The 13211-nt window shown below is 27.9% G+C and carries 12 protein-coding genes; 4 read left to right on the top strand and 8 right to left on the bottom strand.

Translation table 11 applies throughout. The features are described 5' to 3' along the window. Positions 1 to 110 precede the first annotated feature (110 nt). From AVANS14531_RS08555 to AVANS14531_RS08545, 3 genes are all read left to right on the top strand, one after another. Positions 111 to 698, top strand: a complete 588-nt coding sequence (locus AVANS14531_RS08555; RefSeq protein ID WP_336612088.1) for an NAD(P)H-dependent oxidoreductase — start codon at positions 111 to 113, stop codon at positions 696 to 698. Positions 699 to 857: 159 nt separating this feature from the next. Further along, the gene (locus AVANS14531_RS08550) at positions 858 to 2213 is read left to right on the top strand and encodes a CitMHS family transporter (RefSeq protein ID WP_336612087.1); all 1356 of its coding nucleotides are present in this window, start codon (positions 858 to 860) and stop codon (positions 2211 to 2213) included. Positions 2214 to 2297: 84 nt separating this feature from the next. After that, positions 2298 to 2603, top strand: coding sequence for a YdhR family protein (locus tag AVANS14531_RS08545; RefSeq protein ID WP_239817529.1), 306 nt, complete (start codon positions 2298 to 2300; stop codon positions 2601 to 2603). On the opposite strand, the gene AVANS14531_RS08540 is transcribed toward AVANS14531_RS08545, so the two are convergent. The 6 genes from AVANS14531_RS08540 to AVANS14531_RS08515 form a co-directional block, all read right to left on the bottom strand. Beyond that, positions 2604 to 3266 (bottom strand): energy transducer TonB, encoded by a 663-nt coding sequence (locus AVANS14531_RS08540; RefSeq protein WP_336612086.1) that lies wholly within the window; start codon positions 3264 to 3266, stop codon positions 2604 to 2606. Continuing rightward, on the bottom strand, positions 3266 to 3625 hold the full coding sequence (locus AVANS14531_RS08535; RefSeq protein ID WP_336612085.1) for an ExbD/TolR family protein: 360 nt from the start codon (positions 3623 to 3625) through the stop codon (positions 3266 to 3268). Before AVANS14531_RS08535 ends, AVANS14531_RS08540 begins: the two co-directional genes overlap by 1 nt. Continuing rightward, positions 3622 to 4047 carry a MotA/TolQ/ExbB proton channel family protein gene (locus AVANS14531_RS08530; RefSeq protein ID WP_336612084.1) on the bottom strand — a complete coding sequence of 142 codons (426 nt, stop codon included), beginning with the start codon at positions 4045 to 4047 and terminating at the stop codon, positions 3622 to 3624. The genes AVANS14531_RS08535 and AVANS14531_RS08530 overlap by 4 nt, the downstream gene beginning before the upstream one ends. Then, positions 4047 to 6524, bottom strand: a complete 2478-nt coding sequence (locus AVANS14531_RS08525; protein WP_336612083.1) for a TonB-dependent receptor plug domain-containing protein — start codon at positions 6522 to 6524, stop codon at positions 4047 to 4049. The genes AVANS14531_RS08530 and AVANS14531_RS08525 overlap by 1 nt, the downstream gene beginning before the upstream one ends. A gap of 64 nt (positions 6525 to 6588) precedes the next feature. Beyond that, on the bottom strand, positions 6589 to 7191 hold the full coding sequence (locus AVANS14531_RS08520; protein ID WP_336612082.1) for a hypothetical protein: 603 nt from the start codon (positions 7189 to 7191) through the stop codon (positions 6589 to 6591). Next, positions 7188 to 7922 (bottom strand): tetratricopeptide repeat protein, encoded by a 735-nt coding sequence (locus tag AVANS14531_RS08515; RefSeq protein ID WP_336612081.1) that lies wholly within the window; start codon positions 7920 to 7922, stop codon positions 7188 to 7190. Before AVANS14531_RS08515 ends, AVANS14531_RS08520 begins: the two co-directional genes overlap by 4 nt. A 92-nt stretch (positions 7923 to 8014) precedes the next feature. On the opposite strand from AVANS14531_RS08515, the gene AVANS14531_RS08510 reads away from it, so the two are divergent. Next, positions 8015 to 9094 carry a cytochrome-c peroxidase gene (locus tag AVANS14531_RS08510; protein WP_336612080.1) on the top strand — a complete coding sequence of 360 codons (1080 nt, stop codon included), beginning with the start codon at positions 8015 to 8017 and terminating at the stop codon, positions 9092 to 9094. A 1067-nt stretch (positions 9095 to 10161) separates the two neighbouring features. On the opposite strand, the gene AVANS14531_RS08505 is transcribed toward AVANS14531_RS08510, so the two are convergent. Further along, entirely contained in the window at positions 10162 to 12441 is a 2280-nt protein-coding gene (locus AVANS14531_RS08505; RefSeq protein ID WP_336612079.1) for a hypothetical protein, read from the bottom strand. Positions 12442 to 12479: 38 nt separating this feature from the next. Beyond that, positions 12480 to 12653: a hypothetical protein gene (locus AVANS14531_RS08500; RefSeq protein WP_336612078.1), complete on the bottom strand. Its 174-nt coding sequence runs from the start codon at positions 12651 to 12653 to the stop codon at positions 12480 to 12482. Between the last annotated feature and the right edge of the window lie 558 nt (positions 12654 to 13211).

The raw sequence follows: 13211 nt of genomic DNA, 5'->3' as shown, positions 1-13211 counted from the left end.
AATCAAATTCCTATTTCAAATTCCACGATTTTTCAAAGAATTTAAAGCCTAATTCAATCTTAATTAATGGTAAATCATAAAAGTCCTATAATGAAAAAAAAGGAGAAATTATGAAAAAAGTTATCATTATAAACGGAGCAATCCCTTATCTTCACGCAAAAGGTCTTCTAGGTTCTAGCTTATGCGAAATAGCAAAAGAAACTTTAATTAATCTTGGTTTTAATGTAGAAATCACAAACATTGCAAATGGCTATGATATAGAAGAAGAAATAGAAAAATTAGCAAATGCAAACTACTGGATATGGCAAATACCTGGCTGGTGGATGGCTGAGCCTTGGGCTGTTAAAAAATATATAGATGAAGTTTTTACACAAAGCAAAGGAAGACTTTATGTAAATGATGGAAGAACTAGAAGTGATGAGAGCAAAAAATACGGCTCAGGCGGAAGTGCATTTGATAAAAGATATATGCTTTCTTGGACTTGGAATTTACCTAAGAGTGCGTTTAATAAAGGTGAATTTTTTGATGGAAGAGATATTGATGAAGTATGCTATCACTTACATAAATCGTTTGAGTTTTTAGGTATGAAAAGACTTCCTACATTTATGTGTAATGATGTGATTAAAAATCCTGATATTAAAAGATTTCAAGAAGATTATAAAGCACATATTTATAATACTTTCAAAGATTTAGCTTAAGCTCATATTTTAGATTTATCCTAGATAAATCTAAAAACTAATAATTTCTTAATACTTTTAAAAGATGTTACTAAAAGTAACAAATCCTTACTTCTAATCTCTTGCTTTTTGGTTTATATATGCCGTTTAGATAAAATCAAATATTTTTGGAGGTTAAAAATGGATTTATTTTTATCATTTATCGGATTTTTTGGACTTGGGCTAATTGTTTGGCTTCTTTTAAAAGACAAAACCACACCTGCTCTTGCTTTTATTTTAGTTAGTGCTTTTGTAGGTGCTTTGCTTATGATAATGGATGCTAGTGGTTTTGGAGTTGGCAAGGCTTTAGGGGTTAAAGGAGATGTTTTAAGCTTTAAAGTTATGAAAGGCTTCATCGCTGATGGTGTAAAAAGCGTTAGCAATACAGCCGCATTGTTTGTATTCTCAATACTTTTCTTTAGCACCTTAAGTGCTAGTGGGTTTTTTAATAGGATAATTAATTTCTTGCTTAGCAAGGTTACTCCTAATGTGTATATAATCACAATCCTTACTTCACTTATGGCAATGTTCGTTCATCTTGATGGTAGTGGGGCAGCTACTTTTCTTATCGTAATTCCTGCATTACTTCCTATATATGAGCGTTTAAATATGAGAAGATCATCTCTTCTTTTAATTTGTGCAAGTGCTATGGGTGTTATGAACGTTCTTCCTTGGGGAGGTCCAACTCTTAGAGCTGCTTCTGTTATAAAAGCTGATGCAAATGATTTATGGCATCAACTAATCCCTATGCAGGTTTTAGGTCTTGTTTTAGCACTTGCTTTAGCGATATTTATAGGATATCAAGAAAAAAAGCGTGGAGCTGGTGGAAATCTTGAAGGCATAAAGCTTGAAATTGAAAAAAGCGAATATCAAAACGATAAATTCTTTTGGGTAAATGTATTTTTATTAATAGCTGTTATTGCTGCTTTAGTTATAAATGTATTGCCTTCTTATGTATGCTTTATGATAGGTTTTGCAATTGCCTTGCCGCTAAATTATCCTGATTTAAAAATAGCAAAAAAAGTTATGGATAAAGCAAGTGGTGGTGCTATTATGATGTATATTACATTAATAGGAGCAGGTATTTTAATCGGTGTATTTGATAAAAGTGGAATTATGAATAAAATGGGCTCATCTTTGCTAACCTTAATTCCAAATGAATACGGCAATTTAATACCTTTAATAATAGGCTTATTAGCTGTTCCTATGGCATTAATCTTTTGCACGGATTCTTATTTTTATGGCGTTATGCCTGTGGTTTTAAGCGTTACAAATGCTTTTGGAATAGATCCAATGAACCTTGCTATTATTATGGTTTTAGCTAGAAACTGCGCTACATTTATTAGCCCTGTTGTTCCTGCTACATTACTTGGTTGTGGTCTTGCTGATGTTGCTATTAAAGATCATATAAAACGCTCATTTTTTTATATTTGGGGCATTAGTTTTATTTGCTTAATTTTTGGCTATCTTACAGGAATAATCCCGCAATTATTTTAAACCAAATTCCTATTTCAAATTCTAAGATTTGAAATAGGCTTATTTTTAAGCTAATATGTAAGATATTTTAAATAAGGAGTTTTTATGGTAGTTTTACAAATTACATTTGATTATTTTGGTGCTAAAGGTGATGAGTTTGTTAGCTCTTGCCTTGATTTGGCTAAAAGCATTAATAAAGAAACTGGCTTTATAAGTAAGATTTGGACATTTAATGATGATTATAGTAGAGCTGGTGGGGTGTATTTGTTTGATACAAAAGAAAACGCTCAAAATTACGCTTTAATGCACTCAAATAGACTAAGCGAATACAAAATAGCAAGCAATATTTCTTATGAAATCTTAAATGTTTGCGAAGAATTAAGCCTAATAAATAATTTTAAACATAACTAATTATTTATAGTTTATTACAAAAGAAATCCTTGTGTTATAAGCTTGTTTAGGGATTTTATTTTTTACTTTTCTTATTGTTTGTTTTGTTTGCTTTTCAAACATTTCGTGAGAGCTTTCTATGATATTTATAGTAAGCTCATCATTTTTTATCATAAAATTACCCGCTACTTTGCCTTTAATATTTAGCATTTTTGCTCTTTTTGGATATTTTTTATATTTGTTTAAAAGCTCGTTTATAAGTAAAGCCAAAGCTTCATCGTTTGAGCCTGTGCTTGAATTATTATTTAAACTATTTGCGTTGGTTTTACCTTCAATATTTGCTCCGTAATTTTGATTAATTTCTTGCTTTTCTTCAGTCTTAGCAACTTGCCTTTCTTCATGCTTTATAACTTGTTTTACTTTTTTTATTTCGCTTTGTTTTTTTAATTCTTCTTTAGGTTTGATTTTTTTCTTTATACCTTCTTTAATCTCTTGTTTTGTTTCAGCTTTAATTTCTTCAACTTTTTCTTCTATTATTTGCTCATCTTGTATAAAGCTAAAATTACTAGCACTTAAGCTTATGCTTGTTTGATTTTTTAATTTGCTTTCATCTTTTAAATGTATTATAGAAACTGCAAAAACTTGAGCTAAAAATATCAAAACAAAAATTACAATTATTCTCATTATTTAAGCCTTGTAAGTATTGTGTAATTATTAAAATTATTATTTTTTAATTCATAAATTACTTTTATAAAATCTTTAAAATATAATTCTTCATCGCAAATTATGTTTAATTTCTCATCTTTATTAATCTTGCTTACTAAATCATCTAAACTTACTATTTCATCGTTTATTCTTAATTCAAATTCCTTTGAAATTGCTAAAACATTCGCGTCTGTTTTGGCATTTTGTTCGCTTTTACTAAGCGGTGGGGTTATATCAATTGCTTTGTATTTTACAAAACTTTGCACGCTAAGTGAAATTATAATAATTACTAGCATTACATCAATTAGTGGGATTATGTTTAAGCTGGGTTTATTCATTTTGTAACAAGATTATTTAATTTTTTGTATTTTACAATTAGCTTTGCATTGCATCTATCAAAAATATTAAATATTACTAGAGCAAGTATTGCAACAACAAGCCCGCCCGCAGTAGCTTTTAAAGCACCACTTAATGCACTTATTATCTTTTGGGTATCATCAATATTATTAAAGCCCATCATAATACCAAAAACAGTTCCTAATAGCCCTATATAAGGTGCATTTTGGGCTATGATTGAAAGAATTGTTAGGTTTTTGCTAATTCCTATTTCAAATTCTTCTAAACTTTTATAATTTTCATATTTAAAAAAACAATAAAACACAATTCTTTCAATCAAAACTGCAATACATAAAGCATTCATCACGCCTAAGATAATAAAAACTATAAAATCTACTTCATTTTCTAGCATTAAATTTGGCATTAAAACTTAGCTCCTACTTCAAAATAAAACGACCTACCTTGCTTTAATGTAAGACCATCGCTTGATTGAATTCTTTTTGTGTTGAATACATTACCTACATCTATACTTGCATAGTATGTATTTTTCTTGATTTTTTGCTCGTATTTAAGTTTTAAATCATACATAATTGTTGATTTTTGATGATCTACTTCATAAGCTCTTAATTTGCTAGTATCATCAACTATATGCTCATAAATTTTCTCATACCAATAACCACTCTCATAATGAATAAAATTAACTAAAGTAAAATTACCAAATTTATGATCAGTAACTATTCTTAATCCCCAAGGTTGATCAAATGATCTTATAGGCTTATCATTTGCATCTATAATTTTGCCATCATACATTATTTTATTAGGATCAAAATTTCTTCCATTTTTATCAACTCTTTCGCTAAGCATTTTTAAAATACTAAGAGTATCTGTTGTATAATCTGCTAAATTTCTTTTATGAATATTATAATTTGCTATCAAAGAAAAATTATTTTCTATACCGAACAAATTAATCTCATCAATATTTTTAATCCCTAATGCAAAATTATGATTTTTAATCTTTCCTTTATTTACATAATAAGTTTTATCACTTCCATCTTCTTCTACTATTCCTAATATTTTTGAAGTTGAAGTCATTATTTGATCTTTTGAATTTCTAAATACATACTTAAAATCAAATTTCGCATTTTTATATGCTTGCACATAATTGAATGCAATTTCATCATCATAAGGTGTTTTTAGCTTATTATTTGTTAAAACAGGTTTATATGTAGATTTGCTCTCAGTCCATTCGCCTGTAGGACTTGTTCTTGTGAATGTTTTTTCTGGATTATACATGCTATTTAATTTATAAGCATAAGGCATTCTTCCATAATATCTTGCATAACCTAAACTAACACTACTTTCATCATTGAAATTATAAGTAGTCTTTATTCTAGGAGCGATATTAAAATTTTTATATAAATCATTATAATCAGCTCTAGCACCAAATCTTAAAGTAAAATTATTATGCTTAAATTCATCTTCTAAATAAAACGCATAATATGAAGAATTTAACTTAACTAAGCCATTATATTCAGTCTTTTTCTTGAAAAACTGCCCACTTCCTGCAAATGAATCATCTTTAGAGCAAGTATCATCAAGGCAATCATTAGTCCCTAAAGAAAATGGCATGCTATAAAATACAGATGGCTCTATTTCATAATTTAATCTTTCGCTACTTAAAGCTAAACCTGTATTAATAGTATGATTATCTAAAAATATATTAGTATCTAAATCATATGAAAAAGTCTCGGTTTGTTTTTTCATACCTCTTAACCAGCCTTCATATGAATAAAAACTATTACCCCAATTTTTTATATCAGAGGTTCTCCATTGTTTCATTATCGGATTACTAACTTCTCTATCATGATTGATTTTTGAATATGATAAATTTGAATCTATTTTAAAATTATCATTTTCATAATTTAAATTGACTTTAGAAACTAAATTATTTTGTTTTATCTCAAATCTACCTTGACTATCCTTTACCATATCCTGATTATATTCTTCTTTGCTAGGAGCATATAAGATACTAGGAGTTATTGATATACCATTGTCTGCAAAATAAATTCCTTTAAGCAAAAAATTATCAGAATAATTATTTAATTTATAAGGCTTTCTAACAGCAATTGAACTATCTCCTGGCTTTTTGATTATCGTTCTAAGCGTAGAATAATCAAACAATATTCCTAATTTATCATTAATAAAGCCACTAGCTCCAAACGCAGCTGAATGTTTTTTCCATGTTTTTACATAATCTGGATTTAGTTTTTCATCTTCTTCAAACATTTTTATGGTAGCTAAACAACTGCTAGGGTTTTTTGAATTTTCACAATCAGGATATAAAGTTTTAGTAAGTTTGCTTGATGTAAAGCCTGTTTTTATATATGCACTAAAATCTTTGCTAGGATTTTTACTCTTGCTATCAACTACACCACCTGCAAAATTACCATATTTAGCAGGAACAAAGCTATCGTGTACTTCAATACTTTCTAAAATATCTGTATTTAAATACACTCCTAAAGAAGGAGTTTCATCACCCTTAGTGGGATGAACTATGCTACCTACACCTGGCTCAATATCATTTGTAATATCAACACCATCTAAACTAAAATTATTTTGATAGTATAAATTACCATGAATACTGATTTTATCAGGTCTAAAGCTTGAACCATTAAAACTAGTGGTATTTGAAGTATCATAAGTAACGCTCGGATTATATTTTAAAATCTGAGTTAAATCATTGTTTGTATCGATAAAATTTTTTAAAAATTCACTTGAATAAATAGTGCTTTTTTGATTATTAATCAAGTTAGCACCCCCCCCCGTTACATCAATACTGCCAACATTAATTTCTGCTAAAGCACAAGAACAAATAATAGAGCATAAAAAAACTTTCTTCATAAAATCTCCAAAATTAATAATTATTCTTAGATTGTAGTATAATGAAAATTAAAATCACTTTAAATTAAAATTTATTTTTATCATAAAGCTCTTTTAAATCTTTTGCTCTAATTATTATGCTTGATTTTTTAAGATTGTTAAAATTTGCATTAATTAGTATAAGCTCAATCTCATCATTAATCTTAAAAATACTAAAATCTCTGCAGTATTTAGCATTGCATTCAGTGTTAATTCCTATTTCAAATTCATCATAATCGCTTATGTAATAATCATCAAGATTAACCTTATTTGCTTTGATTAGCTCGTATTTAAATGATAATTCTTGTTTTAAATCTTCGTAATCTTTACTAAGTTCGTATTTTATTTGCTTTAAGATATCATCTTTAAAAATAAGCCATAAAAAATAATTATTTTCATCAATATTACAAGCTAGACTTCTAAGACTTTTATAAGCTTTTTTATCGCCAAATATTTTCTTAAAAATCTCGCCTTTTTTTGTATTTGGCAAAAAAGATGAGCGAAGATTGCATGTGTAAGGTCTGCTTTTGCCATATTCATAATTAAAATAACTATCAACTTCGCTAGTATTAAACTCATTTATCTTCAAGCCAAAATCATAAGCACTTAAACTAATAAAAAAACTTGATATTAATAATAATTTTTTCATTTCTTATCCTTAATTCTTTCGTAATTATTGCAAGATGTAAAACTTCTTAAATCGCAAGCTTTTTTATAAAATTTCAAAGCATTTTCTATATTGTTTTGTTTTTCATAAATATTTGCACTCATCATACAAGCTAGATTTTGATTTAGTTCGCAAGCTTTTAAAAAGTATTTTAAAGCAAGTTCTAAATCATCTAAATTATATTTTTTAAAATACGCAAAATAGCCTATCTGATAGCAAGACGCAGCCAATTCTAAATCACAAGCTTTGCTATGATTTAGCAAAACATAATCATCATTTATAGGTAAATAATATTGATATAAATTTGCAAGTTCATAGCAAGAGTTTGCATATTTTTTATCACAATTTTTCTCATAATAATTTATCGCTTTAAGAAAATCTTGCTTCGTTTTAGCTAAAGAGTATTTATAAATATTTCCTAGATTATGACAACTTTGCAAATAGCCTAAATCACAAGCTTTGTTTGCTAATTCTTTTGCTAATTGTGTATTTTTCTTAGCAGTATTAAAATAAATCAAACTCAAGCGATGACAAGCTAAGGCAACATCTTCTTCACAAGATAATGCTAATAATTTTTTAGCCCTTTTAATATCACTATTTATTAAGCTAATTGCTAGATTTGTGCAAGATAAATAATCATTTTCTTTACACTTAATAGCTAAATCGCTAGCCATTGCATAAACACAAAAAAACAAAATAAAAAGCTTTTTCATAATCTTTCCTTTTTTCTTGATTATAATTATTATTATTTAATATTATTAAATAATTATTAATATCATTATAAAAATTATTAAAAGGAGCTTGTATGAAAAAATTAATATTTTTAGGACTTGCATTTAGTTTTGCAATCTCTAATGAGCTAAGTTTTAGACAAATTCGAGAAGATATTTTTAATGTAGATGATAAAACTCTAATTGCTTATGCTAAAAAAATAAGACTAAAAGCAATCCCTAGCAATGCTTATGAGCTTGAAGAGTTAATTAAAAATACAAGCCCTGATTATGAAATATATCCAACTACAACAAAAAGAATTGAATTAGGTAAAAAGCTTTATTTTGACCCAAGACTTTCAAGAAGTGGGCTAATATCGTGCAATACTTGTCATAATTTAGGTTTAGGTGGAGTTGATGGCGTAGCTGCAAGCACAGGGCACAAATGGCAAGCAAACCCGCACCACCTAAACGCTCCAAGCGTTTATAATGCAGTGTTTAATCCTAATCAATTTTGGGACGGCAGAGCAAATCATCTAAAAGAACAAGCAAAAGGACCTATCCAAGCTGATGTTGAAATGGCAGAAGATAGCCAAATCGTAGTAGAAAAAATCAAAAGCATTCCTGAATATGTAAATGAGTTTAAGGACGCTTTTTCAAATGATATTAATATTGATTTTGACTTAATTGCAGCGACTATCGGTATATTTGAGCGAACTTTAATCACCCCTTCAAGATATGATGAGTTTTTAGAAGGCGATGTAAATGCTTTAAGTTTTGATGAAAAACAAGGGCTTAGAACATTTATTAATAAAGGTTGTGTTTTATGTCATTATGGGATAAATGTTGGCGGGGCTTTTAGGGGTTTTGGCTTTGTTAGGTATCAATATGTAAATTACGGAGATTTTAACGGAAACGAAAACAATAGAGTAAAAGTTCCTACCTTAAGAAATGTAGCAAGAACAGCTCCATATTTTCATAATGGCAGTATTTGGAGCTTAACTGAAGCGGTTGAATCTATGGGAAGAATTCAGCTTGGAATTGAACTAAGCGAACAAGAAATTAAAAATATCATAAGCTTTTTAAAATCACTTAGTGGCAAACTACCGCAGATAGTTTATCCAGAGCTTCCACCTTCAAGCGATGAGACAATTCGCCCTAAACTTGATTATTAAACTTAATTAATTCCTATTTTAGAATTTAAAATAGGAATTTCAATTTTTAAAATCCTATTTCAAATTCCAATAATTCAATGTGATTTCAAAGCTTTTTCAAAGGAATTTAAATTCGGAAATTAAATTATTTTAATGATATAAATTTGGATTTTTTAACTTCAAACGAATTAATCAAAGCTAGTTGTTTATTAATAATTTTATTATTTTAGTTTTGTTAGTGCTTTATCAAATTAGTTTTTATAGTGCGAGTGCTTTGGCTGAATTGATTGCATAAATAATTTCATAATTTTTATAACCATAACAATCAAATAAGATTCTTTCAATCCCCTAAAGCGGGGAAATGTCTTTCTAACAAAAAATCAAAAACAGCCGAGAACGTGGCTAAATCGTTTCAATCCCCTAAAGCGGGGAAGTGTCTTTTCAATAAACTCATCGCTCATAAGAGCCAAGCAAAAATGCAAGTTTCAATCCCCTAAAGCGGGGAAATGTCTTTCTAACAAAATGGCAAATAGATGTAGAATTTTAATGATAGAGTTTCAATCCCCTAAAGCGGGGAAATGTCTTTCTAACCCTTAATTCTTCCATACTTTTGCTAAAAAGATTTAATAAAAAAGTGATTATAAAAAACAATGATTAATATTATCTAATAAGCTTTTAAAATAAAATCATTTAAAAAAGTAGCAAATGCTAAGCAAAAATGAAATTTCATAGCTTAAAGCTCTATTTCTTCATAAAGATTTTTGAATTTCTTAGCATTTTCTATTTTTAAGAATTTTTTAAGTTCTAAAATCCCTATAAAATAGGCATTTTAAACATTAGCAAAAGCTTAAAATTCGCAAATACAAATCAAAATTCATAAAATCAAGCAAATTTTCTAACTATTAAGCTAATTTTAAGCCAAAAATGGGGTAAATGCTAAGCCTAAAAATAAGCCTTGCAGCATTCAAATTCCTATTTTAAATTCCGCAAATTTCAAGCACAAAAATCAAAGGAATTTAAAATAGGAATTTCAAGTAGTTTAAGAAAAATTATTCCTATTTTTAAACTTAAAAATAGGAATAAAAAGATTAATAATTTAATCCAACTTCTAGCATTATGCTTCTTCCGCTCGCATAATCATATATTAGCTTATCGTCTTTTTTGCTTGCGTTTATTTTGTTTTTTGTATTTAATAAATTTTCAATATTTACATTCGCAAAAAACTCAACATCTTTTTTCATCTTGTATTTATAAGCAATATTCATATCCCAAGTAAAATGATCGTTTAGCTTAATTAGCTCATATTCTCTTATGCGTTCGGCTCTATTGTAATTAGAAATTAAAGCCTTCTTGCTAGGTGTAAATGTAAATAAATTAGCAATTCCTAAACCATAATCAGGAATGTTTAAATTATATAAAAAAGTGATTTTGTATTTATCGTAATAATCAATTATCGGAAGGTCTTTTTGAGCGATTATTTCGCCATTGTATTTAACTTGATTATTTCTATCCCACTCATCGCTTCTATAGTCTTTAAAATCTGATTTTTTCTTTGTATAACTTGCACTTAAGCTAAAATCATTTAAGGTATTAAAGATTTCAATACTTTTTGCATTTGCAATATCAAGGCTTATAATATCAGCTTTTGAAGTGCCGGCATTAATATAAACATCATAATTAGAAACTACGGTATCATCGTTTAAATCAGCTAAGCCTAAAGTATTTTTATCACTTAATACAACTTGATCTTTACCTAATCTTTTTAGATATTTTAAACTTATTGCTGTATTTTTTATCTCACCTCTATAAAAAACGCTAAATTCATCATTATAAGAACGTTTTAAACCATTAAAATGATAATGATCTTTCTTTTTCTTATCTAATTTAAAATCGCTACTAGGGTCTGTTCTACTTAAATACTCTAAATGACTATATATCTTATCATATAGCTTATATGCGAAGAAATTCTTACCATAATACCTATTGTATCCAACTCCAAAGAAATTGCTTTCATCGCCTAATAAATCAAACTCACTTGTAATTCTAGGAGCTACATTAAACTTTTTAATAATGCCATCATAGCTTCCCCTTGCACCTAATCTTAGGTTAAATCTTTTGTATTTAATATCATCTTCTAAATACAAATCAAAATTAAAAGCATCAGCTCCGGTAGAATATTTCGGAGTATTTAAAGCATTTTTTAAATATTGCCCTTCTCCTTCTGTTCCTTTTCTATCGGTTGCCTTTCCCATAAAGCAAAGAAAATCACTTTCCTTACAAACATAACCACTTGGTAATAATGTTGCATTGCTATATTCTTTCCAACCTGTTAAAGCATCAAAATCAGCTTTTTTATAATTTAATTCTAAACCTGCGTATAATGTATGTTCTGTATTTTTAAATTCTTTTGTTTCTGTTTCTAAATCTAATTTATATACTAAATCTTTAGTTCTTTCCCTAACATCTCCATAGCCACCACGTCTAGACCAAGTGCTTGTCCCCCAATTAAATTGCTCGTTTGTAAAAAAATAATACATCGTATTTTTATCAAAATACCTTGCACTATCTTGAATACTATAACCTAAATTTTGAGTGATATTAAAGCCATCAAATTCACTAAAAAGCTCAACGCTAGAAATTATCCCACCATATTTAGCTTCTAAATTAGAATCAATCACACCTTCTAAAAAGCCCTTATAAACACTAGGAGCATAGATAATGCTAGGTTTTAAAATATGATTACCTTCATCAAATGCTATAAAGCCTTTTAATAAAAAGTTTTCATTTCTTCTGCTTTGATTAGGATAAAAATATCCTTGTGCCAAAACTTCTCTTTTTGTTGGCATTTTTATCGTTGAAGTTGTCCTTGAGTAATCAAACAAAATTCCATAATCATCACTAAAACGACTTTCTAAATAAATATTTTGATTTTGTTTTACAAAATTATTATTTAGATTTTTGCCACGACTTGTCTCATAATTAGCCCTATTTTCCTCATCTATTATGATTTTATTAAGATTACCATCTGTGTAGCTTGTAGATATTCTAGCACCGAATTTTTTCGTAGGATCTTTTAGCTTAGTGTCAATTACACCACCTTCAAAATTGCCGTATTTTGCACTGATATTGCTATCTAAAATCTTTATACTTTTTAAAATATGCGTATTAATTGAACTGCTTTGTGCCCCCATAATAGGAACTTTATAAATAGAATTAGAATTTATATCTTTACTAGTTGATGCTGGATCAATTGCATTATCAAAGCTCATTCCATTTACCAAAAATGCGTTTTGATAAAACGGCGCTGCGTTTATACTAAAGTCTTTTGGGCTGATTTCTGCTTTGTTTGTAGAAATATTATCCCCCATATTTAAATTAATATTTGAGTTTTGTTTGATACTTTCATCTATTCTTTTATTTGGCTCTGTATCACTGAAATTATATTCTTTAAAACTTGAATATTTTGAATACCCCCCCCATTAACTTCATTCATAGGCTTATTTACATCAATTTCACCTATATCAATCTCGTTTGCATATACTATTGAAACAATAGCGATTAAAGATAATTTTCTTTTCATTTATTCTCCTTAAAATTGAGAATTATTACTAAATTAACTTAAAATGAAATTAATATTTATTATTAAAATAATATAAGCAAGTTAAATTCCTATTTCAAATTCCAAAAGTTTTTTAAATAATTTAAAATATGAATTTGGCATTTAAACTTTTACTAAATAAGGCATAAAATTTAAAATTTTAGCTCTTAGTATTCACTCGCATTATTATTAGCAATTTATTTGCTAGTTTGTAATAATAGTCTCAAGAGTGGTTAAAAATAAAGAAAAAGAATTTGAATTAGGAATTTGAATTTATCATATTATTTAATTTACCACTCACAAGACTATTATTAAAAATCAATCACAAGTGACTAATTTTTAATAATAATGAGAGTGAATTAGTAAGGGATTGTTATTTACTTATTTTATTTTTTATTTTATTAGATTTTAGAGTTTAGAATAGTTTTAAGAAGTAAAAGGTGCTAAGAGTAGCACCTTTATAGTTTAATTCAGTTATTACTATTGTAATAACCTTAGTCGTTTTTAAGGTGACAAGCACCTTAAAAACTTCTATTATTA

The sequence above is a fragment of the Campylobacter sp. Cr9 genome (assembly GCF_020138295.1).
GTDB lineage: Bacteria > Campylobacterota > Campylobacteria > Campylobacterales > Campylobacteraceae > Campylobacter_E.
This window is presented reverse-complemented; position numbering and strand designations above follow the sequence as displayed.